The sequence below is a fragment of the Novosphingobium kalidii genome (assembly GCF_040534015.1).
GTDB lineage: Bacteria > Pseudomonadota > Alphaproteobacteria > Sphingomonadales > Sphingomonadaceae > Novosphingobium > Novosphingobium kalidii.
In genome coordinates this window covers 1-26,558 of the sequence record NZ_JBEWLY010000007.1, presented here as the reverse complement: position 1 = coordinate 26,558, position 26,558 = coordinate 1, and the positions used below count along the sequence as shown (strand labels likewise).

The 26,558-nt window shown below is 62.8% G+C and carries 25 protein-coding genes and 3 pseudogenes; 12 read left to right on the top strand and 16 right to left on the bottom strand.

Annotated features, from left to right (window positions below; genetic code table 11):
- Positions 1 to 91: 91 nt before the first annotated feature.
- From ruvA to ABVV53_RS01940, 6 genes are all read right to left on the bottom strand, one after another.
- Entirely contained in the window at positions 92 to 691 is a 600-nt protein-coding gene (gene ruvA / locus ABVV53_RS01965; protein WP_353982640.1) for a Holliday junction branch migration protein RuvA, read from the bottom strand.
- A 61-nt stretch (positions 692 to 752) separates the two neighbouring features.
- On the bottom strand, positions 753 to 1,229 hold the full coding sequence (gene ruvC / locus ABVV53_RS01960; RefSeq protein WP_353982639.1) for a crossover junction endodeoxyribonuclease RuvC: 477 nt from the start codon (positions 1,227 to 1,229) through the stop codon (positions 753 to 755).
- A 24-nt stretch (positions 1,230 to 1,253) separates the two neighbouring features.
- The gene (locus ABVV53_RS01955) at positions 1,254 to 1,997 is read right to left on the bottom strand and encodes a YebC/PmpR family DNA-binding transcriptional regulator (protein WP_353982638.1); all 744 of its coding nucleotides are present in this window, start codon (positions 1,995 to 1,997) and stop codon (positions 1,254 to 1,256) included.
- Between the two features lie 154 nt (positions 1,998 to 2,151).
- Entirely contained in the window at positions 2,152 to 2,469 is a 318-nt protein-coding gene (locus ABVV53_RS01950) for a heavy metal-binding domain-containing protein (RefSeq protein WP_353982637.1), read from the bottom strand.
- A gap of 65 nt (positions 2,470 to 2,534) precedes the next feature.
- On the bottom strand, positions 2,535 to 2,771 hold the full coding sequence (locus ABVV53_RS01945) for a DUF2312 domain-containing protein (protein WP_353982636.1): 237 nt from the start codon (positions 2,769 to 2,771) through the stop codon (positions 2,535 to 2,537).
- 96 nt (positions 2,772 to 2,867) lie between these two features.
- Entirely contained in the window at positions 2,868 to 3,179 is a 312-nt protein-coding gene (locus tag ABVV53_RS01940; RefSeq protein WP_353982635.1) for a DUF1244 domain-containing protein, read from the bottom strand.
- Between the two features lie 45 nt (positions 3,180 to 3,224).
- Here ABVV53_RS01940 and pyk point away from each other — a divergent pair, with 45 nt between their 5' ends.
- Positions 3,225 to 4,730 carry a pyruvate kinase gene (gene pyk / locus ABVV53_RS01935; RefSeq protein ID WP_419956734.1) on the top strand — a complete coding sequence of 502 codons (1,506 nt, stop codon included), beginning with the start codon at positions 3,225 to 3,227 and terminating at the stop codon, positions 4,728 to 4,730.
- Here pyk and ABVV53_RS01930 read toward each other — a convergent pair.
- Positions 4,727 to 5,389 (bottom strand): YggS family pyridoxal phosphate-dependent enzyme, encoded by a 663-nt coding sequence (locus ABVV53_RS01930; RefSeq protein ID WP_353982633.1) that lies wholly within the window; start codon positions 5,387 to 5,389, stop codon positions 4,727 to 4,729. The two genes, pyk and ABVV53_RS01930, sit on opposite strands and share 4 nt — an antisense overlap.
- On the opposite strand from ABVV53_RS01930, the gene ABVV53_RS01925 reads away from it, so the two are divergent.
- The 6 genes from ABVV53_RS01925 (at position 5,388) to ABVV53_RS01900 (ending at position 12,265) form a co-directional block, all read left to right on the top strand.
- Positions 5,388 to 5,987: a thiamine phosphate synthase gene (locus tag ABVV53_RS01925; protein WP_353982632.1), complete on the top strand. Its 600-nt coding sequence runs from the start codon at positions 5,388 to 5,390 to the stop codon at positions 5,985 to 5,987. The genes ABVV53_RS01930 and ABVV53_RS01925 overlap by 2 nt on opposite strands.
- A gap of 55 nt (positions 5,988 to 6,042) precedes the next feature.
- Entirely contained in the window at positions 6,043 to 8,427 is a 2,385-nt protein-coding gene (locus ABVV53_RS01920; protein ID WP_353982631.1) for a DNA translocase FtsK, read from the top strand.
- 132 nt (positions 8,428 to 8,559) lie between these two features.
- Positions 8,560 to 10,323, top strand: a complete 1,764-nt coding sequence (locus tag ABVV53_RS01915) for a cation:proton antiporter domain-containing protein (RefSeq protein ID WP_353982630.1) — start codon at positions 8,560 to 8,562, stop codon at positions 10,321 to 10,323.
- 114 nt (positions 10,324 to 10,437) lie between these two features.
- Positions 10,438 to 11,553: an alanine dehydrogenase gene (gene ald, locus ABVV53_RS01910; RefSeq protein WP_353982629.1), complete on the top strand. Its 1,116-nt coding sequence runs from the start codon at positions 10,438 to 10,440 to the stop codon at positions 11,551 to 11,553.
- Between the two features lie 65 nt (positions 11,554 to 11,618).
- Positions 11,619 to 12,041 carry a hypothetical protein gene (locus tag ABVV53_RS01905; protein ID WP_353982628.1) on the top strand — a complete coding sequence of 141 codons (423 nt, stop codon included), beginning with the start codon at positions 11,619 to 11,621 and terminating at the stop codon, positions 12,039 to 12,041.
- A complete protein-coding gene (locus ABVV53_RS01900; protein WP_353982627.1) occupies positions 12,038 to 12,265 on the top strand; it encodes a helix-turn-helix transcriptional regulator in 228 nt (75 codons plus the stop codon). The genes ABVV53_RS01905 and ABVV53_RS01900 overlap by 4 nt, the downstream gene beginning before the upstream one ends.
- Positions 12,266 to 12,603: 338 nt before the next feature.
- On the opposite strand, the pseudogene ABVV53_RS01895 reads toward ABVV53_RS01900, so the two are convergent.
- Positions 12,604 to 12,789 (bottom strand): annotated as a pseudogene (locus ABVV53_RS01895) (transposase); the annotation flags it as partial.
- Between the two features lie 86 nt (positions 12,790 to 12,875).
- Here ABVV53_RS01895 and ABVV53_RS01890 point away from each other — a divergent pair.
- A pseudogene (locus ABVV53_RS01890) lies at positions 12,876 to 13,540 on the top strand (integrase core domain-containing protein).
- A 17-nt stretch (positions 13,541 to 13,557) separates the two neighbouring features.
- Here ABVV53_RS01890 and ABVV53_RS01885 read toward each other — a convergent pair.
- Both ABVV53_RS01885 and ABVV53_RS01880 read right to left on the bottom strand, forming a co-directional pair.
- A complete protein-coding gene (locus ABVV53_RS01885) occupies positions 13,558 to 13,995 on the bottom strand; it encodes a hypothetical protein (RefSeq protein WP_353982626.1) in 438 nt (145 codons plus the stop codon).
- A 9-nt stretch (positions 13,996 to 14,004) separates the two neighbouring features.
- Positions 14,005 to 14,199, bottom strand: coding sequence for a helix-hairpin-helix domain-containing protein (locus tag ABVV53_RS01880; RefSeq protein ID WP_353982625.1), 195 nt, complete (start codon positions 14,197 to 14,199; stop codon positions 14,005 to 14,007).
- 199 nt (positions 14,200 to 14,398) lie between these two features.
- On the opposite strand from ABVV53_RS01880, the gene ABVV53_RS01875 reads away from it, so the two are divergent.
- The 3 genes and pseudogenes from ABVV53_RS01875 (at position 14,399) to ABVV53_RS01865 (ending at position 16,102) form a co-directional block, all read left to right on the top strand.
- Entirely contained in the window at positions 14,399 to 14,722 is a 324-nt protein-coding gene (locus ABVV53_RS01875) for an AbrB/MazE/SpoVT family DNA-binding domain-containing protein (RefSeq protein WP_353982624.1), read from the top strand.
- Positions 14,706 to 15,098: a type II toxin-antitoxin system VapC family toxin gene (locus tag ABVV53_RS01870; RefSeq protein WP_353982623.1), complete on the top strand. Its 393-nt coding sequence runs from the start codon at positions 14,706 to 14,708 to the stop codon at positions 15,096 to 15,098. Before ABVV53_RS01875 ends, ABVV53_RS01870 begins: the two co-directional genes overlap by 17 nt.
- 3 nt (positions 15,099 to 15,101) lie before the next feature.
- A pseudogene (locus ABVV53_RS01865) lies at positions 15,102 to 16,102 on the top strand (tyrosine-type recombinase/integrase).
- A 518-nt stretch (positions 16,103 to 16,620) separates the two neighbouring features.
- Here the strand turns inward: ABVV53_RS01865 and ABVV53_RS01860 are convergent.
- Entirely contained in the window at positions 16,621 to 17,901 is a 1,281-nt protein-coding gene (locus ABVV53_RS01860; RefSeq protein ID WP_353982622.1) for an aminotransferase class V-fold PLP-dependent enzyme, read from the bottom strand.
- Positions 17,901 to 20,282 (bottom strand): TonB-dependent receptor plug domain-containing protein, encoded by a 2,382-nt coding sequence (locus ABVV53_RS01855; RefSeq protein WP_353982621.1) that lies wholly within the window; start codon positions 20,280 to 20,282, stop codon positions 17,901 to 17,903. The genes ABVV53_RS01860 and ABVV53_RS01855 overlap by 1 nt, the downstream gene beginning before the upstream one ends.
- 299 nt (positions 20,283 to 20,581) lie before the next feature.
- Here ABVV53_RS01855 and ABVV53_RS01850 point away from each other — a divergent pair, with 299 nt between their 5' ends.
- Positions 20,582 to 20,815, top strand: a complete 234-nt coding sequence (locus tag ABVV53_RS01850; RefSeq protein WP_353982620.1) for a hypothetical protein — start codon at positions 20,582 to 20,584, stop codon at positions 20,813 to 20,815.
- A gap of 129 nt (positions 20,816 to 20,944) precedes the next feature.
- Here the strand turns inward: ABVV53_RS01850 and ABVV53_RS01845 are convergent, their stop codons facing one another.
- From ABVV53_RS01845 to ABVV53_RS01830, 4 genes are all read right to left on the bottom strand, one after another.
- Positions 20,945 to 22,237, bottom strand: a complete 1,293-nt coding sequence (locus ABVV53_RS01845; protein ID WP_353982619.1) for a hypothetical protein — start codon at positions 22,235 to 22,237, stop codon at positions 20,945 to 20,947.
- Between the two features lie 6 nt (positions 22,238 to 22,243).
- Positions 22,244 to 22,708, bottom strand: a complete 465-nt coding sequence (locus ABVV53_RS01840) for a hypothetical protein (RefSeq protein ID WP_353982618.1) — start codon at positions 22,706 to 22,708, stop codon at positions 22,244 to 22,246.
- 461 nt (positions 22,709 to 23,169) lie between these two features.
- Complete coding sequence (locus ABVV53_RS01835; protein ID WP_353982617.1) at positions 23,170 to 25,368, bottom strand: nSTAND3 domain-containing NTPase; 2,199 nt, start codon at positions 25,366 to 25,368, stop codon at positions 23,170 to 23,172.
- Positions 25,369 to 25,841: 473 nt separating this feature from the next.
- Entirely contained in the window at positions 25,842 to 26,321 is a 480-nt protein-coding gene (locus tag ABVV53_RS01830; protein WP_353982616.1) for an RES family NAD+ phosphorylase, read from the bottom strand.
- Positions 26,322 to 26,558 lie beyond the last annotated feature (237 nt).

Genomic DNA, 26,558 nt, shown 5'->3' with positions numbered 1-26,558 from the left:
CACGTCAGGCAGTGACCCACAGAGACCTGCGCGGGCTCTCCATCCGCATGCGGCCGCAACTGGCCCCACTGAGAACTCGCTTGGCGCACAGTCACCCCGCCGCTTTCTTGAGTGCCACGCGAACAAGGTCGTTCAGCCCTGCGCCCTCGCCCAGTTCCTTTACCGCCTGCGCCACTGCAGTGCTGGCTACGGCGGGCTTGAAGCCAAGATTCTGCAGCGCCGAAAGAGCATCCGCTGTTTCCGAGCCTGCTGGCGCTGAGACAGCGGCATTGCCGGGACTAACCGGCAAACCACCCGCCTTATCCTTCAGCTCGTTGACGATCCGGGTCGCGAGCTTTGGTCCAACGCCGTTGGCGCGTGCGACCATGGCGGCGTCCCCTCCGGCACAGGCGCGCTGGAGTTCCTCGGTGGTGAGGGCGGAGAGGATCGCCAGGGCCACTTTGCTGCCGACGCCCTGAATGGCAGTGAGAAGGCGGAACCAGTCCCGCTCTCCCGCCGAAGCGAAGCCGATCAGGCGCATGTCGTTCTCCGACACCTGCAAGTCGGTGAAGACCACCGCTTTGTCACCCCGGATGCCCAGCGCCTGTAACGTGCGGGCTGAACAGTGCACAAGGTAGCCCACCCCTTGCACGTCAATGATCGCCCAGTCGGGGCCGAAGTCCTCAAGCGTTCCGGAAAGACGGGCGATCATGGTTTGTTCCTATGGCAGGTGCTGCAAGCACCGGCAAGCCCGCGCCATCTGCTGCTCTTTCTTAGCGGTGGCTACCCAGCATATTGGCATGGGTGATCGCCACCGCGAGAGCGTCGGCCGCGTCAGCCCCCGCCAGCTGCACGCCGGGCAGCAGGATCTTGAGCATAGCTTGAACCTGGCTCTTTTCCGCTCGCCCCGTGCCCACAAGGGCTTTCTTGACGAGGCTCGTCGCATACTCGGCTACGGGCAAGCCGGCACGCGCGATCGCCAGAAGGCAGACGCCGCGGGCCTGCCCCAGCTTCAGGGTGGACTGAGCGTTGGTGTTGACGAAGACTTCCTCCACCGCGCCGCTGTCCGGGTGGTGCGTCAGGATAACGTCGGTGAGTTCACGGTCCAGCACAACCAGCCGCTCAGCCAGGCTGGCAGCCGCGTCGGTCTTCACCTGCCCATTTGCGACGTGGCTAAGTCGGCTTCCTGACTTGGCCACGATGCCCCAGCCTGTGCAGGCAAGGCCGGGGTCGAGGCCGATAATGAGCAACCGAGGTCCTCTACGGGAGTACCGTTAGCCCAGCTTCTCCATGACCTCTTCGGACACTTCGTAGTTGCCCCAGACGGTCTGCACGTCGTCATCGTCGTCGAGCGTGTCGATCAGCTTGAACAGCGTCGATGCATTGTCTTCGCCCACGTCGACCTTGAGGTTCGGCTTCCAAGCCAGCTTCACGCCCTCAGCCTCGCCCAGCGACTTCTCCAGCTCGCCGGCGACCTCGTGCAGGTTTTCGACGGTGGTCCAGACTGAATGACTCTCACCATCGCTTTCGACGTCGTCCGCGCCAGCCTCGATCGCCGCTTCCAGGACTTTCTCCTCGTCGCCGACGCTGCCGGGGTACTCGATCAGGCCAAGACGCTCAAAACCATGGCTGACGGCGCCCGAGGCACCAAGGTTGCCGCCGTTCTTGGAAAACGCGGTGCGCACGTTGGTCGCGGTGCGGTTGCGGTTGTCGGTCAGCGCCTCGACGATGATGGCGACGCCGCCGGGGCCGTAGCCCTCATAGCGCACTTCCTCGTAGTTCTCGGCATCGCCCTTGCTGGCCTTGTCGATCGCGCGCTGGATATTGTCCTTGGGCATCGACTGCGCCTTGGCCGCGTTGACCGCCGCGCGCAGGCGCGGGTTCATGTCCGGGTCGGGCATGCCCATCTTGGCCGCCACCGTAATTTCGCGGCTGAGCTTCGAGAACATCGCCGAGCGCTTCTTGTCCTGCGCGCCCTTGCGATGCATGATGTTCTTGAACTTGGAATGGCCTGCCATGGTCTGCCCGTAGTCTGTGCCCGCGCTTCGGCGCGCTCGCTTGAGGATGGGCGCCCTTACAACAGCCCTGCGCGCGAGGGCAACCGGCGACCGAAAGATCCGGCCGAGCACCAGCGCGCAAGTCCTGCGCAGATGTGTTCTGTACGGCCGCCTGCTACAGCAGAACGGCAGTGCCGGAGCAGCTGACCATCAGCATCGAGCCGGACTGTCCGATCACCTCATAGTCGATGTCGACGCCCACGACCGCGTTGCCGCCGAGCTTCGCTGCTTCGCTTTCCATCTCTTCCAACGCCTCTTTGCGGGCGCGCTGGAGGACCTGCTCGTATTTGCCGGAGCGGCCGCCAACGATATCGGTGATGCTGGCGAACAGGTCACGAAAGACATTCGCGCCGACAATCACCTCTCCGGTGACGATGCCGAAATATTCGCGGACCGGACGGCCCTCTACTGTGGGGGTGGTGGTGACGATCATGACCGCTCCTGCTCCGGTTGAGAGTCGCAGACTAGCTCATCGGCGACCGAGCGCCACCCACCGAATCAACCCAGCCCGAGAGCAGCCTTATAGGTATCGAGAACCATTTCCATTTCCTTGCGGTCGTCCGGCTTCATCTTCCGCAGGCGCACGATCTGGCGCATGATCTTGACGTCGTAGCCCACTGCCTTCGCCTCGGCATAGACGTCGCGAATGTCGTCGGAGATGCCTTTCTTCTCCTCCTCGAGGCGTTCGACGCGCTCGATCAGGAGGCGCAGGCGGTCGTCAGTGGTCTCGGCCATGAAACTTGGGCTCCGGTGAATCGTTGGTCGGCGCCCATAGCGACACCGGCTAGGTTGAGCAAAGCGAAGCCCTGTGGAAAGCGGGCAAAGCCGGGCTCAGTGCGAGGCAGCGTTCTTCTTGAGGCTCTCTTCCATGCGCGCGAGCTGCTCAGGAGTCGCCTCCGTCTGATGCTTCTCCTTCCACTCGGCAGCAGGCATTCCGTGGATCAGCTCGCGTGCCGCGGCTTTGTCGCCGGAGTAACCTGCATCGCGAATCCAGTCTGCGAGGCAATTACGGCAAAATCCGGACAATCCCATCAGATCTATGTTCTGCGCGTCGTGCCGGTGGCGCAAGTGGCGCACCAGTCGGCGGAAGGCGGCGGCGGCCTGAGCATCGTCCAGCTCGTCAAGTGGATCGCTTTCATTCATATTTCCGTCTCCTTCGTCCTTGGTTTGTCATGCTCCCTTTGCCATATGGGCCTGCGATCGCAACACGGCAGGCAGCAATTGGCACGTACTGAGACTGACAAGGGCATCCGCCGCAGGCGCAAGGCCAAAATCCTGGCGACATTGGGCCCGGCAAGCAACACGAAGGAAACCATCGCCGCCTTGCTTCGCGCGGGCGCCGATGCATTCCGCGTGAACATGAGCCACGGCGAACATGAAAGCCACGCCAAAACCATCGCATTGATCCGAGAGGTGGAGAAGGACTTCGGCCGCCCGCTCGCGGTGCTTTGCGATCTTCAAGGCCCGAAGTTGCGAGTCGGCAAATTTCGCGACGGCTCGGCGTTCATTCGCCACGGCGCGCACTTCACACTTGACCGCAACCCGGAGCCGGGCGACGATACCCGCGTCGAACTGCCGCACCCTGAACTCTTCGGTATTCTGCAGAAGGGTCAGCGACTGCTGATCGACGACGGCAAGCTGCGCTTGAAAGTGATTCGGGCCGAACCCGATTCGCTGCTGTGCTCGGCTGAGGTCGGCGGGCCGATCTCGGACCGTAAAGGCGTGAACGTGCCGGACACGCTGGTGCCGGTTCCGGCTCTTACCGAAAAGGACCGGCGAGACCTGGCATTTGCGATCCAGCATAAGGCGGACTGGATCGGCCTCTCCTTCGTTCAACGGCCCGAAGACGTCGCCGAAGCGCGCAAGCTGATGGGCGGGCATGGCGCCCTCATGGCCAAGATCGAGAAGCCGAGCGCGATCGATAGCCTCGACGAAATTATCGAGCTATCGGACGGCATCATGGTCGCCCGTGGCGATCTTGGCGTCGAACTTAATCCCGAAGAAGTCCCGCCGCTGCAGAAGCGCATCATCGAGAAGGTGCGTCTCGCCGGCAAACCGGTGGTCGTCGCGACGCAAATGCTCGAATCGATGATCGAGCGCCCAACCCCCACGCGGGCTGAAGTCTCCGACGTCGCCAATGCCGTCTACGACGGGACTGACGCGGTGATGCTCTCCGCCGAGACCGCCGCCGGGCAGTGGCCGGTCGAAGCCGTGACGATCATGGACCGCATCGCCGTGCAGGTGGAAGCGGACCTGACGTATCGCGAGCGCATCCACCTTACCGAGACCCCGCCGGATGCGACCATGGCTGACGCGCTATCAGAGGCTTGCGCCAGCATCGCGGATGCATTGCCGATCGAAGCCATCATCTGCTTCACGCTGTCCGGGATCTCGGCACGACGTGTTGCGCGCGAACGCCCCTCCGCGCCGATGCTGGTGCTAACGCCCAGCCTGGAAAAGGCGCGACGCCTGGCCTTGTTGTGGGGCGCGCATCCGGTGTCGACGCGCGACATCGGCAGCTTCGAAGAGATGATCGCCAAGGGCAAGCGCATGGCGCTACGCCATGGCTTTGGCGGGGCTGGCTCGCGGCTGGTGATTCTTGCGGGCGTACCTTTTGGTGTGCCAGGCTCGACCAACCTGCTCCACGTGGTAACGCTCTCCGGCAACGAGCTTACCGGCCACCAGAAAAGTTAGCTACGACTCCCGAAGAGGGCGGACCCAATACGCACGTGGGTCGCTCCGAGCATGACGGCGGTCTCGAAATCGTCGCTCATGCCCATGGAGAGTCGCGGCAGGTCGTGGTCCGCCGCCAGCTTGGCTAGCAGCGCGAAATAAGGGGCGGCCTCTACACCGGCGGGTGGAACGCACATCAGGCCGACGACGGGAATGTCCGCTTCCCGCGCCTGCGCCAGCAACGTCGGGACCTCTGCAATAGGGCAGCCGCCCTTCTGTTCTTCCTGGCCAATGTTGACCTGAACGAAGCAGGGCACCTGACGGCCCGCCTTGTCCATCGCCTTGGCTAGCCCGGTCACGAGCGAAGGCCGGTCAAGCGAGTGGATGCAATCGAACAGTGCCACCGCGTCATCGGCCTTGTTGGACTGAAGCTGCCCGACGAGATGCAGCCGGATCCGCGGACCCATCTCCAGGAGAGCCGGCCACTTCGCCTGCGCTTCCTGCACGCGGTTCTCGCCAAACACGCGCTGCCCTTCCGTGATCAGCGATTCGATCCGCTCAGCGGGCTGCGTCTTAGAGATGGCAATCAGTTCCGTCGCGTCCGGTTCACGCCCGGCGAGCGCGGAAGCCTTGGCGATGCGGGTGCGGATATCCTCTAGGGGTGTGGCTGGCTGATCCATGGCGCGCTGCTATAGCGCCTGCGTGCGCAACCGCTACCCGCCCTGCAGCTTGCCCGCGATTTGGCTCATCAGCGATGCCCGGATCGACGAGCGCCTGGAAGCCGCGCTGCGCCGCCTGCCGCGCGGCAGCGGCTTCATCTTCCGCCACTATCACTTGCCACTGCCGGAACGACGCGCCCGATTTCGCGCGCTCATGAAAATCAGCCGGCGACATGGACACCTGACGGTGCTTGCGGACGAGGCCCAGCAAGCACGGCGCTGGAAGGCACAAGGCGCCTACGGTTCTTCGAAGAGACTGACGCGAGGACTCGCTCTTCTGCGGCTGGTGACCGCGCATTCGCTGAAGGAAATCGGCGATGCGAATCGCATGCGGGCGGATGCCGTGCTAATATCGCCAGTGTTCTCGACCCGCACCCATCCCGGCGCGCCAACGCTCGGCTCGATCCGCTACAGACTTTTGGCGGCACGATCCCGCGTGCCCGTGATAGCGCTGGGCGGCATGAACCCGGCCCGAGCGCAGGCAATCGGTGCCAACCGATGGGCGGCAATCGAGAGTCTTGCACACCGTTGCAAGCCACTGTTCCCGATCCATTCTTGACGGCGAGTCCCGCTAGCGCGCATTATTGCAGCCGAACCTAGGGTACCTACAGAACATGGCGACACGTCCCATCGCGCCCGGCCGGCGGATCGCCAAGCCGGACTGGCGCGCCGTCCTCAAGCGCTCCGTGCGCCGCGCAAGCGAGCTGACCGGCGCGATCACGCTGTTCTCGGCGATGCTGTTCTTTGCCCTGTCGATCCTCAGCTATCACCAGACGGATCCATCGACATCCACCGCCGCCGCAGATGGGGCAGTGCAGAACTGGATGGGGCCGGCAGGCGCATGGCTTGCGGATTTTGCGCTCCTGCTGCTGGGGCCGGTGTGCATCCTGTTTGTGCCGCTGCTTTATGTTTTCGCACGCAAGCTGTGGCGACTGGTTGAGGAGGAAGACGGCAGCGTTGAGCCCAGCGACGAGCGCTGGTGGCGTCCTGTCGGCGTGCTGGCGCTGGCGATGGTGCTGATCGCCACGGTGCTCTCGCTTGGGTTCACCCAGCCTGGCGGTGTTCTGCCGGCTTCCATGGGCGGTATCGCCGGATTGCTGGGGGCCAAGATCGTGCATGGTATCACCGGGTTCCTCCCGGAGCAGCTGCAGGGCTGGGCCATCTTCGGGATTGCTGTGGCATGTCTGTTCACCGGCACCGCGCTGGCCGGAAAGGTGTTCGCGTTCGACTGGGGCATTCTGCTTTCACTGCCGGGCAAGCTGGGCCGGGTGGCGGATGCGCTGCCGGTGCCAGAAGCGCTGGAGCGAGTGCCGTCGCGTGAGAAGGCGGAGACTACGCCGCGCGTGCAGACCCCAGTTGCCGCCCCCGCCCCGCCACTCAGCGCTTCGGATGAAAAGCCTCGCAAGACTCCTGAGATCGTCGACCCCAGCAGACCTGCTCCTCCGGCGCAGTTGGCATCGGCGGGCCGACAGAAGGACTTCTTTGACCAGTACGAACTGCCTGGTCTCGACTTGCTGACTCCGCCGAAGCCGGGCTCCCAAAAACCGATCGACAAGCTTAGCCTGGAGCGCAACGCGCGGCTGCTGGAAACCGTGCTCGACGACTTCAACGTCAAGGGCGAGATCACCGCAGTCCGCACCGGCCCCGTCGTGACCATGTATGAACTGGAGCCTGCGCCCGGCATTAAGGCGAGCCGTGTGATCGGTCTGGCTGACGATATCGCCCGCAACATGAGCGCGATCTCGGCGCGCGTATCCTCCATCCCCGGCCGCACGGTGATGGGCATCGAGCTTCCCAACGTCGATCGGCAGATGGTGTCCTTCCGAGAGATGGTCGGGTCCGAGGCTTTCGCCAGCCACAAGGGTATGCTGCCGATTATCCTGGGCAAGGACATCGCAGGCGAGCCGGTCGTCGCTGACCTGGCCACCATGCCGCACTTGCTTGTCGCGGGCACCACCGGCTCGGGTAAGTCGGTCGGTCTCAACTGTATCCTGCTCTCGCTGCTTTACCGCATGACGCCGGCTCAGTGCCGCATGATCCTGGTCGATCCCAAGGTGCTGGAGCTCAAGAGCTACGACGACATTCCGCATCTGCTCTCGCCGGTCGTGACCGAGCCGCCCAAGGCTGTGCGCGCGCTCAAGTGGGCCGTGGAAGAGATGGAGCGGCGCTATCGCATGATGAGCGAGATCAGCGTCCGCAATCTCGCCAGCTTCAACGAAAAGGTCCGCGCCGCCGCCGCCAAGGGCAAGCCGCTGGGACGCCGGGTTCAGATCGGCTTCGATCCCGACACCGGCGAGGAACTCTACGAGGAGAACCAGCTCGACTACCAGACGCTGCCGCAGATCGTGCTCATCGTCGACGAGCTGGCCGACCTCATGGTCACAGTCGGCAAGGAGATCGAGGTGCTGATCCAGCGCCTCTCGCAAAAGAGCCGTGCCGCCGGCATCCACCTCATCATGGCGACGCAGCGTCCCTCGGTCGACGTCATCACCGGCGTCATCAAGGCCAACCTGCCGACGCGCATCAGCTTTGCCGTGACCAGCCGCATCGACAGCCGCACGATCCTGGGCGAACAAGGCGCCGAGCAACTGCTGGGCAAGGGCGACATGCTCTACAAGCCCAACACCGACCCGGTGAAGCGCGTCCACGGTCCCTTCGTCAGCGACGAGGAAGTGGAAGGGGTCGCCGACTTCTGGCGCGGCCAGGGCAAGCCCGACTATGTCGACGCCGTCACCGAGGAGCCGGAAGACGGCGGCTTCGGCTTCGAGGATATCGACGCGGCTTCGGACAACCCCGACGAGCGCAAGTACCGTCAGGTATGCCACCTCGTCTTCGAGAACCAGAAGGTGTCGGTCTCCTGGCTCCAGCGTCAGATGGGCGTGGGCTACAACACCGCCGCCAAGTGGGTGGAGCGCATGGAGAACGACGGCTACGTCGGCCCTGCCAACCACGTCGGCCGCCGCGACATCTACCGCGACGAGAACGGCAACCCGCTCTAGGGTTCTCAGGCGCTGAAGGCTTGACCGGCGCCACCTCCTCGCCCGGCTTCCGCATCGTGCCTTCCGTTCGCAGCATCAGCAGGGTAGATCCCTGCCGGTGACCGCTACACCTGACCCGCTGGAACGCCACTGATGGAACACGCACAGAGCTTCCTGTTGAGCGACGGCTTCCTGCTGCTGGGCACCGCGCTCATTTTCGTGCTGCTGTTCCGCCGGCTGGGGCTCGGCGCCACGCTGGGCTATCTCATGGCGGGAGCGGTCCTTGGCCCCTATGCTCTCAACCTCGTCGGCGATGCGGAGAGCAAGATCGGCATCGCCGAACTGGGCATTACCCTGCTGCTGTTCATTGTCGGGCTGGAACTGGCACCACGCCGGCTGTGGCGCATGCGCCACGAGATCTTCGGTCTCGGCTTGCTGCAAGTCGTCGCTTGCGGGCTGGCGGTTACCGGCGTGATCTATGCCTTCACCGGCTTCACTCTGACCGCCTCGCTCGCGCTGGGACTGCCACTCGGGCTATCCTCGACGGCACAGGTGCTGCCGATGCTCCAGAGCGCGGGCCGGCTCCACACGCCGTTCGGTGAGCGCGCTTTCGCGATCCTGCTGTTCCAGGACCTCTCGATCATCCCGCTTATCACGATCATCGCCGCGATGAGCCGCAACCCTGCCGCGGCAGAGGGGCCGCCCGGCTGGCTGCTGGTGGTCTACACTTTCGTCGCTATTTTCGGACTCATCGCGGCCGGTCGTTTTGTCATTCGGCCCTTGTTCCGCCTCATCGGCAATCTCGGCGAACGGGAGATGTTCGTCTTCGCCGCTCTGTTCACCGTGATCGCATCCGCCGCGGCCATGGAGTGGCTCGGGCTTTCGACGGCTCTCGGCGCGTTCATCGCCGGTGTCATGCTGGCGGATACGCCGTACCGACATGAGCTGGAGGCGGATGTAGAGCCGTTCCGCACGATCCTGCTCGGCCTGTTCTTCATGTCCGTCGGCATGATGCTCAACCTCGAGGCGATTGCCCAGCGCCCCCTCTTCGTCGCTTCGCTGGCACTGGCGCTCATCGCCACCAAAGCCTTCGTCATCTTCCTGATCGGCAAGGCCTTCCGCATGGACTGGCGCAGCGCGCTCGCCCTGGGACTGCTGCTGAGCCAGGGTGGCGAGTTCGGGTTCGTGCTGTTCGCGCAGGCACAGGGCGCGTTGTTGATCTCGCCCACTGCCTCCAGCGTCTTTGCGGCGATCGTCACCCTCTCGATGATTTCGACCCCGTTCCTGATGAATGCGACGCGCCGGATCCGCGAGGCGCCGGCCAGCGCTCCAGAGACGCGCGATGGTCCGCAGGCTGATGGCTCCAGCGCGCTGATCGTCGGCTACGGGCGCTTCGGACAGACCGTCGCGCAGATGCTGATCGCCGCCGACATCCCGGTGACCCTGATCGACAGGGACGTGGAGATGATCGACGTGGCGCAGAATTTCGGCGCCAAGGTCTACTTCGGCGACGGCACCCGCATCGACTTGCTGCGTCAGGCCGGTGCCGCCGATGCCCAGCTTATCGCCTTCTGCATCGATGGCGAGCAAGTCACCGAAGCCTTCCTCGAAGCTGTTCATCACGCCTTCCCGCACGCCGAGATCTGCGTGCGGGCGTTCGACCGGCGTACGATGCTGCGGCTCAAGGATGCGCCCGTTCGCTTTGTCGTGCGCGAGGTTCTGGAGTCCGCAGTGCGGATGGCCCGCTTGAGCCTGGAAGCGCTGGGCAATTCGGCAGAGAGCATCGATCTCGCCGAAGCGGCATACCGCGCGCGTGACAAGGAGCGCCTGAAGGCGCAGTTCGCAGCCGGCGACGTAACGGCGGCGCGTGATCACATCTTCACCACTCCGAACGGGCGTGTGGACCAGCCTTCCTGACCTCTCCGGACATCGGACCGTGCGCGAACAATCTTTCAATCCAGCGAAACATTGTTATCATAGTCTCAGGCCCTTTCGGGTGAGCGAAACGCCGCCCGCAACCGGAGATCGAGCATGCGTGTTGGAACGGTCCGCGAAATCAAGAACCACGAATATCGCGTCGGTCTGACTCCCGAAAGCGCCTGCGAACTGGTGGCGCATGGCCATGAGGTCTGGGTGGAGACAGGTGCCGGCCTGGGTATCGGCGCATCGGACAGCGACTACGAAGCGCAGGGCGCTCGGATCGAAGCGAGCGCCGAGGCGATCTTCGCCGAGTGCGAGATGATCGTGAAGGTCAAGGAGCCGCAAGCCGGCGAATGCGCGATGCTGCATGAGGGGCAGATCCTCTACACTTACCTCCACCTCGCCCCTGATCCCGAGCAGACCGCCGACCTCGTGAAGTCCGGCGTCACCGCCATCGCCTACGAGACGGTGACGGGTCCCGGCGGCGCGCTGCCGCTGTTGAAGCCGATGAGCCAGGTCGCCGGGCGCATGTCGATCCAGGCGGGTGCAACGGCGCTGGAGAAGGCGCACGGCGGGCGCGGTGTGCTGCTGGGCGGCGTGCCCGGCGTCATGCCCGGCAAGGTCGCGGTGATCGGTGGGGGCGTGGTCGGCTTCAACGCGGCGCAGATGGCAGTGGGACTAGGGGCCGACGTCACCATCCTCGACCGCAGCCCCGAAGTGCTGGAGCGCCTCGCGAACCACTTCGAGAGCCGCGCCAAGACGCGCTTTTCCAGCAAGGCCAACCTGGCAGACAGCGTCGCGGAGGCGGACCTGGTGATCGGCGCCGTCCTCATCCCCGGGGCCGCGGCGCCCAAGCTGGTGAGCCGCGCCATGCTCGAGACGATGAAGGCGGGCGCGGTGCTGGTCGATGTCGCCATCGACCAGGGCGGCTGCTTTGAGACAAGCCACGCCACCACCCATGCCGATCCGACCTTCGTGGTGGACGGCGTCGTGCACTATTGCGTCGCCAACATGCCCGGCGCGGTGGCGCGCACCAGCACGTATGCGCTCAACAACGTGACCCTGCCCCACGCCCTCGCGATCGCGGGCAAGGGCTGGCAACAGGCCCTACGCGATGATCCGCATCTCGCGGAAGGGCTGAACGTGCATGCGGGCCAAGTGACGTACAAGGCCGTGGCGAAAGACCTGGGCTACGACCATGTGCCAGTGGCGGAGGTGCTGAAATAGTGCTCTGTATTGACCGCATGTAACCCACGCGTTACCTGTCACCTGTAGGTTACAGGAGCCAGGATATGCCAATCACGATTGCCGATCGGGCAGAGCGATTAGCGAAGCGGAGAGCCACCCTCGCAGTCGTGATGGGGACCCTCCTCATCGTCACCCAAGCCCAGCGTATGGATCACAGCGTAACCGCTGGTCCGGCAAGCTGGATAATCACCGGGGTGGTCCTCGTAGCGTTCGTATTGTGGGCGAGTGGCCTTTTCCGCAACGGCGCGCTTCGCGGCATCCTCAACGACGAAAGTAGCGACCTGAACCGAAGGCGATCCATGATGATCGGTTTTTGGAACATGCATGCCACGGCAGTCGTGTGCTACGCGCTCACCTTCCTCAAGGATTATGGACCGCGTGATGCGATCCAAATCATCATGACGGTAGGTATCAGTTCCGCGTTCATAAGCTTTGGAGTGTCTGAGCGGGTTTCTGCACGTTCATGAAAGAGCGTCTGCTTAACCGAATCCGAGAAAAACGTGAGCAGCATGGCTTAACCCAAGCAGAACTGGCCCATCGTATCGGCGTGTCGCGTAAGACCGTGAACACGATAGAGAATCTCGTCTTCTCGCCGTCGGCTTTACTGGCGATCAAACTTGCCAAAGAGCTGGGCTCGACCGTGGAAGAACTTTTTTGGATTGACGACGATGTATCGCCGCGACCGGGTTGACGATAGGAGCCGCGAATGTTGTCGGATTGGGCAGACCTGAACATCCGTTTTTCGGCGTGCCCCGGACAGGGGCCTCCGTCGGAAAAGCGGTGGCAAGGTGCCGATCTAGCGAGGTGCTCGATTACATGATCGGGCTTGTCGCTGGGCCCGCCTTTTTCTGCGTCTCTCGGCGCCGGGTATAGGCATAGCGGCCTCGTCGCTTAGCGCTTTGCCTCTGAGGACTTCTCGAGCGAAAATTGCGCGACATCGTCCACGAAGGACATTAATTTCTTTCACAATGTTTTGGATCATCCACAGACGATAAGAAGCCAGAAATGCGGCGAGCAACGAAGCCTACCCACGTCCGCAATCGGGTGAGCCTGGTCCATCTTCAAGCCGCCGTACTCCTTACGCCAGCTGTAGTAGCTCTGCTCGGTAACACGATCCGGCGGCACGCGTCTGCGACGGTGCCACCCTGCGCCAGAACGATCTCCGCCTCCCCGCAGCTTGCCAATGATCTCCTCAGGCTTGTGATGCTTGCCCATTCCATTCTGACGTCCCCCCAATTTTTCTATCCATTCTGAGTGAAAGTTTTCCGGCCTTGTGAAGCCTTTGGGCAAGGAGCTGGGAAATGAAGAAGTCGAGGTACACTGAGGAGCAGATTGCCTTTGCGTTGAAGCAGGCGGAGACGGGTACGCCGGTTGCGGAGGTGATCCGCCGGATGGGGGATCTCCGAGCAGACATTCTACCGTTGGAAGAAGGTGTACGGCGGACTTGGTGTTGGCGAGCTGCGGCGGGTGAAGCAGCTTGAAGAGGAGAACCGCAAGCTCAAGCAGTTGGTTGCGGACCTCAGCCGGACAAGCACATCTTGCAGGACGTTTTGTCAAAAGAGCTCTGACGCCTGGGCAGCGGCGCGAGCTTGTTGCGCACGTCCAGGCGTCTCACGGGGTAAGTGAAAGGCGTAGCTGCTCGGTGCTCGACGCACACAAGACCATTCGGGTGGACAATGGGCCAGAGTTTATCTCGAAGGCCCTGGACCGGTGGGCCTATGAAAATGGCGTAACCCTGGACTTTTGCCGCCCAGGCAAGCCGACGGACAATGCATGCGCGGAGTCGTTCAATGGTCGCTTGCGCAACGAGTGCTTGAACGCTCACTGGTTTTTGTCGCTCGCCGACGCCCGAGCCAAGATTGAGGCCTGGCGGCGGGACTACAATGAGAGCCGTCCTCACACATCGCTTGGCTGGCTGACGCCAGTCGAATATGCTGCTGCTACGGCCGCCCGAGCGGCCGAATGATTGCCGGATACTCACGCCTAGGCTGGATGAGAAACCGGGGGACCCTCAGCATATCGCTTGTTCCGCATATCGATGATCTCCTCGTGAGCGCTGCGCAATAACTCAGGAAGCGCGTCGCGCGCACAGCCACTGCCGCTCCCGCCCGTGTGGAGCCGGGCGTAAGTGGCGACGAAAGCGGTCATCAGCATATCCAGTTCGAGGAATGCGATCATATCAGCCTTGAACCGGTATGCGGCCAGCCTGTCTCTAATGTGTTTCAAGACCGTTACGTGGTAAAAGGACAACGATAGTCGCGAAAGCTGCTTCAACTCCTTGTCAGCCGCCTCAAGGACACAGCGGCCTTCCTCGGCACGCGCATAGAAAGTGTCCTGCCATTCTTGAGGCAGATACTGGATTACCTCTTCGGTGATGACATAAGAGGAACCGTGGTCGTCATCTACGTCTGTGTCACTCATGCAAGTCCTTCAATTCGTTTCGCCAGCGGTGAGGGCCGTCCTGGCGCCGTCGATCTTGCCGGCATGTCCTGGCACTTCTTCCAACCGGCGCAACTCACTTAAGCCGCCGCGCTGCTCGCCGTAGCGCGCATTCTTCGTTCCGGTGAGGCTCCGAACAACGTGCAACTCTGCGGCACGAGCGGCGTTGACATCAACGGGCAGCATTGTCGCCTCCTCACAGGGCGACGGCCAAAGCGTTTAGTGCCTGCGTGTCCGAAAAGCTGAGAGCGCCGACAACTTCTACACTTTCTACCCGGACCGAACCAATAAGAAGCGTGGCGCATTTAGGAGCACTGCCCCTGCTCTACACCCATGTCCGATAAATGCGATTCTCGGACATAAACGGGGGCGGATGAAAACATGGGTGGCTAGCGTCAACAACTACGGTTTGCTACAGGTCGGCGACTATCATATTTCCGTAGCGAGCAGAGCGAACGCCATGACGATCCATCGAACCCGGATAACCTCTGACGGGCGTATTCAGCTACCTGCCCAGCTTCGGCGAGAGCTGGGGTTGAGCGCTGGCGATACAGTCGATTTGGAGACGCAGGACGGCCAGTTTGTGGTGCGTCGGCCCTCCAAGGGGCTTGAGCGGATCCGCGCACGCCTGGCCAAATACATCGATCCTGGCACCGACCTGCAAGCTGAGCTCAAGGCGCAGCGGGTAGAGGATGCGCAGCGTGGCTGACGCTCTCCTCGATACCTCGGTTCTGATCGCATTCGCTATGGGCGAGGCTCACCACATTGATGAGGACAAGCTGCTGTCAGGCGCTGCCGTGTCCGCCGTCAACCTGGCCGAGTTTAGGTCCGTGCTGCTGCACAAGAACGTAGAGGCCGACGACATCGATGCGACCATCCGCGACTTCAACCTCAAGGTGCTGCCCTTCGGATCGGCGGAAGCCCAGATTGCCGGAAACCTGGTCCCAGCTGCTCGGCCGCTCAGGATCGGCCTTGGCGATTGCGCGTGCATCGCCACCGGCATTGTCACCGGCCTGACGGTGTGGACGGCCGATCGCGACTGGACCAAGCTCGACGTCCCCGCCGAGATCAACCTGATCCGCTGATCGGTGGCGCAAGACCTCCTCCCCATTTGCGCGCAACTGCCCGCCGACCTCGCGGCCGAGATCGAAGGCGCGCGCGAGACGCGCGCGGCCGCAAAAGCACCGTCCACGCAGAAGGCCTATGCCTCCGATTGGAACCGCTTCTGTCAGTTCTGTGAGGCCCGGAACGTCGAGGCGCTGCCGGCGCATCCCGACATCGTAGCATTGTTCATCCACGTCGAGGCTGAAGCTGGCATTGCGCCAGTGACGATTGGCCGCCGCGTGGCCGCGATCGTGCACCATCATCGAGATGCCGGGCTCGCGTCTCCTACCGCGCGCGACGACGCCGGGGTCATCGCCGGAATGCTCGCCGGCGTGCGGCGTAGTATGCGCGGAAAAAGGAGCAAAAGTCGCCGGTACAAGCTGATGTGTTGAAGGCGATGTTAGCGACGATCGAGGGCATGGGGGTTCGAGCCAGGCGCGACCGGGCGATCCTGGCGCTGGGCATGGCCGGGGCGTTCCGCCGCTCCGAATTGGCGGGGCTCAGGCTCGAGGATCTCAAGTTCACTAACACGGGCCTAAGGATCACCATCCCCAAGTCCAAGCGCGACCAGGAGCGCGCGGGCCAGACGATCGCCATCCCTGAAGGTCGCTTCATTCGCCCAGTTACGCTGCTGCGGCACTGGCTACACGCGGGCGAGCTTGACCGGCCTGATCTCGCCTCCGGAAAGCCGCGGACGGGCCCGGTGTTCCTGCGCCTGACCCGTTCGGACGTCCCCACCAGCGCCGCCATCACCGATAGGACGGTAGCGCGCTTGGTCAAAACGGCCGCTGCCGCGGCTGACCTCGATCCTTCGCTCTATTCCGCGCACTCACTGCGCGCCGGCTTCCTTACCGAAGCGGCAGCGCGGCGAGCGAACCTGTTCAAGATGAAGGATCACAGCCGGCACAAGTCGCTCGATACTGTGGCAGATTATGTTCGGGATGCCGCGATGTTCGACGATCATGCCGGCGACGGGTTTTTGTAGCGGGGTTGATGCCGACAAGGGGTCCGGTGAGAGGATGTCCGGAATCGTACGCTAGGCCCTCGGCGGACGGGAACGGCACTGAGTGGTGGATAGCTGCCCTGGCCGGTTTTGGTCAAACGGTGACGATAGCTGCCGTTAAATCGTGGTAGCGGCGGCGCCTGCTCCCCGACCAACTCACGCCGTTCATCAGCACGAGAGCGAACGTCGGCTTGTTCCAAGACCCGCCGTTCGGCTGAAGTAATCCTGCCAGGCGTCAACGCGCCTAAGTCCGTCGTTCGGGATCGTTGACGCTATTCCCGAAAGCAGTCCTTCGTTCATGTTGGGCCAAGGCCTGGCACAGCCCTCTTTCTTTTCATCAAAACTACTAATGGAGGTCGGTCAGCGCGAATGATAGCTCTTGACGGTTGCGGCCATCGGCAGGCCGACAGCACTTCGGTTCAAGAGATGGAGGATGTCGATCAGTTGCAACGCTGGCAAGGTATGGGGCTGCTTGCAAAATCATTTCGAAGTAACGCCGACTACGTTGCCTTGAAGCTGTTAGCGAGATTCGTCACAGCTGTAGCGAGGGCGTCAACATCCTTCATGGAATTGAACAGCGCGGGCGTAACCCGCACGCACGCCCCTTTCTCGATGCCGGTGCGGTGAACGGTGAAGATCCCATACTGGTCCAGCAAAGCAGCGGCGAGCTGGCGGTTGCCTTCCTTGCTGGTGATGTCCCGTAGGCGCAAGGATGTGATCGCGCCATATAGGGTCGGATCGTCCGGCGTCAGCACCTCCACGCGCGGGATGTGGCGCACCTGAGCTACCCAGCGATCCCGCAATGCGCGAAGGCGCAGCATGCGGCGTTCGTCGCCGATCCTTTGATGAAACGCCAGCGCTGCGGGAGCGGTAAGGATTGCGGCGAAGTCGCTGGTGCCCGTGTGTATGCGACTCCAGATGCCGTGATCCCCAGCCTCAGCAGGATCAAGATCGATCCGGTCCAACGCGGACTTGCGGATGTGGATTGCGCCCAGACCGAGTGGAGCACCGAGCCACTTGTGGCAGTTCACGCCCACAAAGTCGCAGTCGAGCGAGGCGATGTCCGCATCGCACTGATACCAGCTATGCGCCGCGTCGACGATCGCATCGATCCCGCGGGCGCGCGCCATCGCTGCGATCTCTCGCACCGGAATAACCAGGCCGGTACGATGGCTGAGGCGAGTGAGCAGCACCAGCTTCAGCCTCGGGCTCTCCTCGAACGCGCGCGCATAAGCTTCGATGAGGTTCTCGCGGGTAGCGGGTTCCGGTAACGTGATGCGCATGACGCGCGCGCCGTGTTGGCGGGCGAGACTGTCCATGCACGCCTGCATGGAGTCGTAGTCGAGATCGGCGTAGAGTATGCTGTCTCCTTGCTTAACCCGATTGTAGCCGAGGATCAGGGCCTTCAGCGCTTCGGTAGCGTTACGGGTGAATGCGAGTTCGTCCGCCGGTACGCCCATTGCTTCGGCGAGCTGATTGCGCACCGCGTTGGCGTCGGCGGCGAAGCCACGCCGTGAATAGTAGCTGGTATCGCGATTCACGCGTGCGAGGTTCTCACGGTAGGCGGCGAGAACGGCGCGCGGCATCATTCCCCAGTTGCCGTTCTCTAGCTGGATGACCTCCCGGGTGACGTCGTACTGGGCGGCAATCTGCTGCCAGTAAACCTCGTCGGTGGTATCAGGGGCAACGGGGGCGACCTGTGCCTCTAAGCGCGACGCCAACGGCGCGAGCGCCAGTGCTCCTGCCAACATCGTGCGCCGGTCCAGGCCGCCCTGCACCATCAGAACGTCACCCCAAGGCGGATGTAGTACTGGCCCCCGTCCGTGTCGTACGGCGCGTTGCGGGAGTAGATCAGGCCGCGCACAGCCTGATTGGTCGCTTCATCGGGGTAGCTGTCGAAGATGTTCTCCGCACCCACGCGCAGCGTCAGGTGTTCGTCGAAGGTGTATGCGGCCGAGAGGTCGAACAGGGTCATCGCGCCGAAGTCTTGGAAGATCTCGCCGGTGGCGTTGCCCGAGACGTCCGTCCAGCCACCGTAATAGCGCGCTCGGCCGAGCACTGAGACCGGGCCTAGTTCATAGCCAAGCGTGGCTGTGGCATTATGCTTCGGAAGCCGGTCCTCGAAGATGCGCCGCTGCGTGGCGTTGCCCACGGCGGCGGTGCTGCCCGACAGCACCTTCGTGACGTTGTAGTTGTAGGCTACAGTGGCGTTCATACGCCCGGCGCCAAGCATTGCGGCATAGCTCAGCACGGCGTCGATGCCGCGAGTGCGCGTATCGAAGTCGTTGGTGAAGTAGCTGATAGATGTGAAGCCTTCCGGGTTCGGGTAGCCAGCTGGAACCGCAAATGTGCGCGACTGGCTGAACCGGTCTGTGAGCTTGATCTGGTAGGCATCCAAGCTGCCGGTCAGCCCGAATTCCGTGCGGAACGTGAGGCCGGCGGTAATCGTCTTGGACTTTTCGGGCGTCAGCGCCTCGGCGCCCAGCAGCACTGCGAGCGGGTCACTAGGGGATAGGCGGCCTTGCGTGTAGATGGTCTGCGTGGTGGTATCGAGGCCCTGAACCGTGGCGCGGGTGTTGAGTTGGCCCGGTGTCGGCGCACGGAACCCCGTCGAGTACGTGGCGCGAAGGCCCAAACCGTCAGTCGGATCGACACGCGCCGACAGCTTGTAGTTGAACGTGTCGCCAAAGGCCGAGAAGTCCTCGTAGCGACCCGCGGCGCCTAAGGTTAGCTGGCTCACCGGCTTCCACTCGAGATCGACGTAGCCGGCATAGCTGGTTTGGCTCCAGGTGCCCACACGATCGGGGCCAAAGCCAGGGAAGCCGTTGGAGCCGCTGGCAAGGCCAGTCGCTGCACCCGGACCGATCAAGTAGGAGGCTTCCTCGCCCGCGCTGACCTCGTAAGTCTCGCGACGGCGCTCGGCACCGAAGGCTACGTTGATTGGCTCTGCGGCGCCCACGCTCAGGCGGTAGACGAAGTCGGCATTGAGGTTGGACTCACGCTGGTGCAGCGCGCCCATGTAGAAGCTCGTCGGGCTCAGCGGACCCATTGAGGCGTTCAGGCTCTCCTTCATTCCGTACTCGATGGTGCTGCGGCCCCAAGATCCGCTCAGGTCGTAGCTGAAGACGTCGCTGGGATCGCCCCGGAGGCCGCCGACGGTCTGCAGGTCGCTATTTTTTGTGGTGAGGCGCGGCGTGAAACCAGCGGGGTACAGGTCCGAAAAGGAGAAGCCCGGAAAGACGCTGCTGGCGCGATAGACGCTGGCCGTGGCGTCGGGGTTGCGCCAGTTGAAGTCGGTCTGCCCCTCACCCGATTGGGCGACGAGAAAGCCATAGACCTGCACAGCGTCGCTGAAGGCATACTTTGCGTCGATCGCGCCGCGCAAGCGCGTCTCGTCAGGCTGGCCCCAACGCTGGACCGGGTTTGGCACGTTCAGTTGTGGGTTGGACTCCTGAAACTCAATCGCGTCTGGGCGCTGGCGTGTACGGGAAGTGGCTTCGGCCTTGTCGTAGTCACCAGTGAGAACGACGCTGCCACTTTCGCCAAGGGCTATGCCGCCGCGCATCCCGACCTGATAGTTGTTGCCGTCCCCCTCGTAGTATTGCGAGAATTGCGAGTAGGCGCTCATGCCCGGCTCGTCCTCAAGGATGATGTTGATGACGCCGGCGATCGCGTCGGAGCCATACTGGGCGGCGGCGCCGTCGCGGAGCACTTCGATGCGCTTGATCGCCAGCGAAGGAATGCTGGCGAGATCGGCCGCTTGCGCACCGCGTGTGCCGAGCAGGGCCGAGCGGTGGTAGCGTTTGCCGTTCACCAGGACGAGGGTTTGGTCGGGCGAAAGCCCGCGCAGCGTTGCCGGGCGCACGAAGGCTTGGCCGTCTGCCGCAGGGAGGCGCTGGACGTTGAACGAGGGCAGAAGCTGCGCGAGAGTGTCGTTGATGTCACCCGACACACTTGAGCGGACTGTCTGCGCGGGAAGAACATCGACCGGAGCGAGCGTATCGAACTGTGTGCGCGAACGCTCGCGCGTGCCGGTTACGATGATGCCGGCATCGTCGGCAGAGGCCAGAGAGCTGCCTGGAGCCCCGGGTGCAGTTTGGGCGAGAGCCGGGAACGAGGCGAGCGACAGCGCGAGCAGGCTCGCACCGGTGAGGATTTTCATGAATACCCTGTTTTCTGCGACCGCCGGCAGTGCCCGGCGCGGCCCCGCTAAGCGTGGACAATGACCGGTCGATGACAGAGCGGACAGATGTGACTCTTGATCTGCGCCGGCAGGTTTATCCACAGCTGGAGGATTTCGAGTTCTAGCCACCCGCCGAGAGAGGATGCTGGCATGCCTACTATCACTGGCACGAACACGACAGGCGAGCCCGGCCCACTCAGGAAGGCCATCGACAATTTCGTCGCGCCACCGGACGCGGTCTTGGTCGCAGGGGTGAAGTCCCGGAGGACTGGGCTCCCATGGCCCAGTACCTCGCTGTCGATGAATTCAAGCGCGTGGGCGCCTACCTGGAAGAGCTAGACTACAACTCGCATTGTGAATTCCTAACGCCCTGGGCAGCAAGCGACACCCGGTTCGAAATGACAGAGTATCACTCCAACGAGGTGGGGAAACGCCTTGTTCCAGGAGATCGAGGAAGGGCACTATCGCGGCAGCAGACGACCACTTTCGGTCAGTGGGCGGTCGATGCTTGAGCGGCTGCTTACGATAAAAGCTGCCATACGTGTCGTCGAATGAAGGGCAGCCTATCGATCGAGTGCCTAAAATGACACGCCGCCTTTTTTGTCGTGCGAGAAAACAATGCTATGCGAACAGCGCGCAAGTCAGGCCAACTCAAGCCGGTCCGCCAAAGTCTCGCGAGCGATTACACCCTTGGCCATAAGCAACGCTCGGACGACCGTTGGCCGGACCCAGAAGAACCGTGCGGCTTGCGCCATCTGCTCCTCGGTTGGCCGAGAAAAATTAACGAAGCGACGCAGTGCTTCCACTGGCACCAGCAGCTCTTGCGCGAACCGGCGCTGAAATTTTTGGCGGTCCGTCTTGGCTCTGCTGATCACGCCGAGACGTGTTTCCCGGGTCCAGATGATGTCGCCGATATGGCGGGCAATCTCAAATCGACGGTCCATCGCCGTATCAAACTGGAGCGCGGCACGCGATGTGCGATCATCAGTGCTCAGGTTTGCACCGAAAGGAAGTTGCCGGGCGGTTGCGGTAGCGGTTTTGAGAGTTTCCCACCGCACACCCAACATGTCGCCCAGATCGTGCCAGTAGACCCGTTCACCCAACCCGAGCGCCGTGCGAAGGCTTGTCGCGGCGTCCTCTGCCGCCTGCCACGGGATCTGCGAGGACCGTCCCATCGGCGTCCGGTTGAGAAATTCGTCCATTCTAAAGATTACTGCCGAGGCTTCAGCGGCCTCAAGCACGCGATGCAGCGCGTGCGGTGCGATAATGCCGGGTGCAGCTACCGCCGCCTCGTCGATCGCTCGCTCGCCTAGTCTCTCTTCATACGCCACCATCGCGCTGATGACGTCCTGCGGAGACCGGTCGGGATCAAATCCGAGGCATGCTTCCAATCGGCGCCACCCTGCCAGTTCCTCGTCGTCGCGCTCCGTGCGGAGTTGCTCGATGAGCGCTTGCAGCGGCACCGCATCGTTATGCGAAGCGCAGCGATCGAGCACTGACTGCAGCAGGGTATCGACACCGGTCTCATAATGCGCTGCTTCAATGGAGAGCGGCTTTTGCAGCAGATAACTGACGCTCTCGTCATCGATCGTGCGCAAGTTCGAAGGGGAGACGATGACGCGGTCGCCGACGCCGTAGAACATGAGCGGCGGCCATGCTTCGTCACCTGGGCCGGAACTGAGCTCATGGGCAAGCCGCCAATCCGGCGACGGCGATCGTGCATCGTCGATCGGTTCCCACCTAAGCCGCCACCAGTTCTCTGCAAACCAGAAAGCGAGTCTAACGGTCGAAGCTCGGAAATAATCGCGGCCGTGGTTGTCAGCAACGTCAAATAGCCGCGTTAGGACATGCTCGCGCAGAGAAATCTTCACGTCCGCAACATCGGACGTGTCGAGGCCGTTCATCGGCCACCGAAGATCAATTGCAAAGTCCACGAGTCGTCAGCTATAGAAATCCTGGGCGGCTCGCAACGCGGCAATGATTGAATCCGCATTGGGAGCACGCGCTGCGGCACACCGCTCAGCATGCTCCTCGAAGCGGTCGATCACCTTGCGCGCCATCGCGTCCGACCTTCGGACCGGGTAGCCATGGTAGAGCGGCTTAGTCGCGTTGGTGATCGCGAATTCGTAAATCCAGCCGTTGTCATCAATCGTCCAGAGCTTGGCTGGCACTTCCTGGCGCTCCTGCTCGCTGAACAGGCCGGCGGCAATCCCGCGTTTCAACAGTGGCATGATCCGACGCGCGTCATCGATCGTGAATCCTGCGTCTTCGCAAAACGTGCGATCAGGGGCGTAGCCGTGAAACGCCGCGAGATCCCATAGCTCGGGGTTGCGCTTGTGCTTGCCATAGCCTTCGTACTCTGCGCGGCCGAGAAGGTCGCTGATTGCCGCCGCGGACGGCGTCATCGGACTGAGCGATCGCTTATCATTTTCAGACGACCGGGGCGGCAAATCTCGGGGGGTTGGCTGCTTCCTCACATTCGTGACACCGGCTTAGAACGGCGCGCTTCCGACAGAGCTCAGATCCTTTCCAAACGACGCCGCGGGTCGAACGAGTACTGCCATATCCACGCGTGGTTCGCGCGAAAACGCAATAGGCACGGTGCCCCGGGCGATTTTCGATCATCTTACGGACTTGGCACACCCGAGCCAAGTCTGATGCGGGAGTGACGAATGCCCGACTTCAGTCAAACAACGACGGCATGAGCGAAGGATGGCACGTCGGCTGCAAACGAGAGCTGTCGTTCGGCGCGGCCGTCGGAAATGGCGGCTTCGATCCATGGGCTGCCGGCGGGCTCATCGGCCACGACGACGATACTCCCTCGCCGAACCCGCGTGATGTCCGTTGCTGCGAAGGCGAAGTGTCATCAGCCCTTCAGGCCACCGAACATCGACCGGATCTCCGCATCGCTCATATTGCGATGGGACGTGACGCCGCCTCCGCGGTATCCCTCCTCCGGATCGTCCCGCGGCTCATGCTCCTCCAACGCCTCCCGCCGCCATCGGATGTCGCGCTTCACTGTGTCGGACGAGAATCCGCGCTTCTCCATCAGTGCGAGCAGGCTCCTCTCGAACTCGTCGAGGGTCGTGATCGTCTCGAGGTCGCTGTCCACGCTGCGCGTGAAGGTCCACATGGCGGATTGGACGGCGGTCGCGGCCCGCTCTTGATCGTTGCCGTGGGTGAACAGCGCCTCGTCCATGCTCTCGATGTCCTCGAGCGGCAGGCACATCGCCCTCTTCTCGAGCATAGTGGCGGCAGCTTCCGTGGCGACTGATCGAACGCGTGCCTCCACCGCGGTCGGCAGGAGCGTCATCGCGGACCTCTCGAGTAGCGAGCAGATCTCCCGAACCTCCTCCTCGTCGACCCCCTCCTGCTCGATCCCTATCAGTGCCGCGAGCATCCTGTCGATCAGCCCTTGGTCACGGAACTCGTCGCAGAGGTCGAGGGCGAGCTCCAGATACGCGAAGCGCGGCGCCCTGCCGCCATCGCGAACCCTGTCGAGTGCCGCGGTCCAGACCGGCGTCGAACCCTTCCAGTCGCCCCGACGGGCACGAAAGATCGCGAAGCATTCGCCGAGCTCGCTGGCGGTCTCGATGCAGGGGACGATAAGCGGCATCAAGCGATCGACCCGAATGACGTCCCGGAGATAGTCGCGGAGGCCAGGATTGGTGAAGTGGACGAGATTGTTGAGGAGGCTGAGGGCTGAGCCCTCGATCTCCTGATAGGCGGCTCGGAACCGAGCCTCGATCTCCGAGGGGCGCAGAGTGTTGCCAAACGCCATGGCGACGCGCACGAAACTGTCTTTCAAAAGAGTGATCCCAACGAACGCGCCGTTGATCACCATCGCGAGAAGCACCGTTCGCGCATCATCGGACATGTGCTGTCTGTAGGGCCGGTCCCAAAGCTCGTGCGGATTGTCGAGGACGTGCTGGATCAGCTCGCGCGTGGGCCGCTCATCAAAGGCGAGATACTCCGACCGCGTCAGCATCTCGATCAGGCGCGGATTGAAGTTCTTGTGGTCTATCATGGCCAGATAGAAGCCGCCTTTGAGAATGGCGTCTTTCTGGATCTCGGTCAGGCCAGAGAAGTGGATGTGGTTGTAGAGAATCCGCGCCTTCGCCTCGCGGGTGTAGGCGCCGACATTCAGGATGTAGCTGCGGACTCCCCTTGCCGCGCCGAGGCGGGCCGACAGCATCTTCGCCTGCGCAAGCACGTAGTCGCGCGTCGTGAGGATGAACCTGAGATCCTTCTGAGCCGCCACTCGGGACAGCAGGGGCGGCAGCCTCGCATCCAGGCCGCGGACGTGGTCCGCAGAGAGACCGACCTGGCCAAGGAAGTCGTCGAAGAAGATCAGACGCCTCTCGCCCTCGCTGGCGGCCGCCATTGCCTCCTCGACATCGTCCACGACGAAGATCCGCCAACCCTGCTCGGCATGGCGCCACAGCAGGATCTGAGCCAGCGTGGTCTTCCCGACGCCCGGCGCGCCCGCGATGATCAAGGCCCCCGTGTCCGCCAGCAGCGTCTCCGCGTCGGCCACGCTCTGGTTTTGAACAAAGCGCGGTATCATGCCCCGGATGATTTCCAGCTCCGCCGCGGTCCGGTTATAGACTCCGCTGTGGATGATGCGCTCCAGCACGGCCGAGCTCGCCATCCACAGCTTGAAGTGGCGCTTCTCTACCTCCGGATGGAGGCGGAGGAGATTGTTGAGATCCTCGCGGCCCAGGATGTCGGCCTCCGCTAGCGGCACCTCCGGCATCGCCGCCACGATCTTGGCCTTCAGCGCCTGCGTCATCGAGACGGATGTCGCCAGCAGGTATCGGCTCGGCGCGAGAGCGATCGCCTTGGGGCATTCAAGACGCATCGCCCGCACCAGAGCCGCTGGGCCGCTGCGGGCGTAGTGCTTCGCCTGCACGACGATCTGCTGCGGTCCAGACATGTATCTTACATCGACGCCCTGATCCCTGCCGGGCCCGAAGCTCTCCAGCCTCCGCGACCAATAGGCCTGCAACAAGTCGCGGACGAGCTCTTCGAAATCGAGAGGGGAGAGATCGTGGAAGTCGTTCATGTCGAGCGCTGCAGTCTCCGAATTTTCCTGCCAGAAGGAAAGAAGGAAATGATCAGAGCAGCCGGTCCGCGCCTCGCCTGATTCCATCCCGCCGCACCGATCCCGCTCGGCCAATCTCGGAAAACGCTATGACGATCGATCTCACGCGCCCGGTCGGCGCGATGCCTGCACGAAGGCAGAGCTGGAGAACGGACAGGAGAAGTCCCGCTGCCTGCTCCTTGGCCCAGACTCTGTCGCTCCCTCATAGCCGGTCGGCGCTGTGCTGGACGTCGGCTTCTAGCGGGACCTGCCCTTCGACACATCACCTCGGAACGGCAGGAGAGTCCCAAACCTCGCCTTTCTCCTCAGCCTTCCAACTTCATGAACAAAAGGCGGCTCTCAGGGAGTGGATCTGGATGGTCGAACGTCGGCTTTGTCGGCGTGAGCGGACGAGCTGTTTTCGTCAGGGATGTCGTGGCAAGCGGACGTGATCGTCAGCGCGGCGCATACCGTTCGAGCATCGGGGGGCGGTGAAGGCATTCGGCGAACTTGAAGGGCCGAGTACATAGCGGAGCTACGTCCGCTGCGCCGGGATGGAGCGGGTTCATCAAGATGATGTCTGCCTCCTGAAGAACCGCCGATTGTACCGCCACGATCAGAGACCGCCTTTCTGCTGCCCAGGCATCGACAAAGGCGGCCTTACCGTCATCCGTAAGCTCATGCGGGATACGCTCTGCTTCCTGGCTAATCGTGGTCCACCCGAGAACAAAGTCAGCATCGAACGCCTCAGCGGTTGCCTGTGCGTACCTCAGGGCCACGAGCACAGCCAACCCGGCTTCGCTGGCGAAGTTCACCAGAGGCGTGCCCGGGGAAGAGTAGCGGCCGCCTAGCTTCGCTGCTCCTGCGCCATCAAGCGCGACGTGTTCTGGACGCGTAAGCCGCCATACTTTCATCGTTGAGGAATAGCAGACCACTCACCAGATCTCCAACCGCGGTAAGCGGGCTCTTGGGCGTGTCCGGAAAGGCAGCTCGCGCCCGAGGCTGTGTAAAAACGCGAGGCTGTGCTAGAGTTTTCCCGCATTTGCGGGAGGCTTTGGAATGGGCCGTTTCGTTCAAGGCTACAACCTGCAGGCAGCGGTGGATGCCGAACACCACCTCATTGTCGCGCATGAAGTGGTGAACGAGGGCAATGACCGGCACAACTCGCGCCC

Bases quoted from the DNA above. Each gene is read 5' to 3' on its own strand.
- ABVV53_RS01950 (WP_353982637.1), bottom strand. From the start codon at position 2,469: ATGATCGTCACCACCACCCCCACAGTAGAGGGCCGTCCGGTCCGCGAA.
- ABVV53_RS01925 (WP_353982632.1), top strand. From the start codon at position 5,388: ATGGCGCGCTGCTATAGCGCCTGCGTGCGCAACCGCTACCCGCCCTGC.
- ABVV53_RS01870 (WP_353982623.1), top strand. From the start codon at position 14,706: ATGCGCAGCGTGGCTGACGCTCTCCTCGATACCTCGGTTCTGATCGCA.
- ABVV53_RS01835 (WP_353982617.1), bottom strand. From the start codon at position 25,368: ATGAACGACTTCCACGATCTCTCCCCTCTCGATTTCGAAGAGCTCGTC.
- ABVV53_RS01860 (WP_353982622.1), bottom strand. From the start codon at position 17,901: ATGGTGCAGGGCGGCCTGGACCGGCGCACGATGTTGGCAGGAGCACTG.
- ABVV53_RS01955 (WP_353982638.1), bottom strand. From the start codon at position 1,997: ATGGCAGGCCATTCCAAGTTCAAGAACATCATGCATCGCAAGGGCGCG.
- ABVV53_RS01855 (WP_353982621.1), bottom strand. From the start codon at position 20,282: ATGAAAATCCTCACCGGTGCGAGCCTGCTCGCGCTGTCGCTCGCCTCG.
- ruvA (WP_353982640.1), bottom strand. From the start codon at position 691: ATGATCGCCCGTCTTTCCGGAACGCTTGAGGACTTCGGCCCCGACTGG.
- ABVV53_RS01940 (WP_353982635.1), bottom strand. From the start codon at position 3,179: ATGAATGAAAGCGATCCACTTGACGAGCTGGACGATGCTCAGGCCGCC.
- ABVV53_RS01905 (WP_353982628.1), top strand. From the start codon at position 11,619: ATGCCAATCACGATTGCCGATCGGGCAGAGCGATTAGCGAAGCGGAGA.
- ABVV53_RS01930 (WP_353982633.1), bottom strand. From the start codon at position 5,389: ATGGATCAGCCAGCCACACCCCTAGAGGATATCCGCACCCGCATCGCC.
- ABVV53_RS01945 (WP_353982636.1), bottom strand. From the start codon at position 2,771: ATGGCCGAGACCACTGACGACCGCCTGCGCCTCCTGATCGAGCGCGTC.
- pyk (WP_419956734.1), top strand. From the start codon at position 3,225: ATGGGCCTGCGATCGCAACACGGCAGGCAGCAATTGGCACGTACTGAG.
- ABVV53_RS01900 (WP_353982627.1), top strand. From the start codon at position 12,038: ATGAAAGAGCGTCTGCTTAACCGAATCCGAGAAAAACGTGAGCAGCAT.
- ABVV53_RS01885 (WP_353982626.1), bottom strand. From the start codon at position 13,995: ATGAGTGACACAGACGTAGATGACGACCACGGTTCCTCTTATGTCATC.
- ABVV53_RS01850 (WP_353982620.1), top strand. From the start codon at position 20,582: ATGGCCCAGTACCTCGCTGTCGATGAATTCAAGCGCGTGGGCGCCTAC.
- ald (WP_353982629.1), top strand. From the start codon at position 10,438: ATGCGTGTTGGAACGGTCCGCGAAATCAAGAACCACGAATATCGCGTC.
- ABVV53_RS01840 (WP_353982618.1), bottom strand. From the start codon at position 22,708: ATGACGCCGTCCGCGGCGGCAATCAGCGACCTTCTCGGCCGCGCAGAG.
- ABVV53_RS01920 (WP_353982631.1), top strand. From the start codon at position 6,043: ATGGCGACACGTCCCATCGCGCCCGGCCGGCGGATCGCCAAGCCGGAC.
- ABVV53_RS01915 (WP_353982630.1), top strand. From the start codon at position 8,560: ATGGAACACGCACAGAGCTTCCTGTTGAGCGACGGCTTCCTGCTGCTG.
- ABVV53_RS01880 (WP_353982625.1), bottom strand. From the start codon at position 14,199: ATGCTGCCCGTTGATGTCAACGCCGCTCGTGCCGCAGAGTTGCACGTT.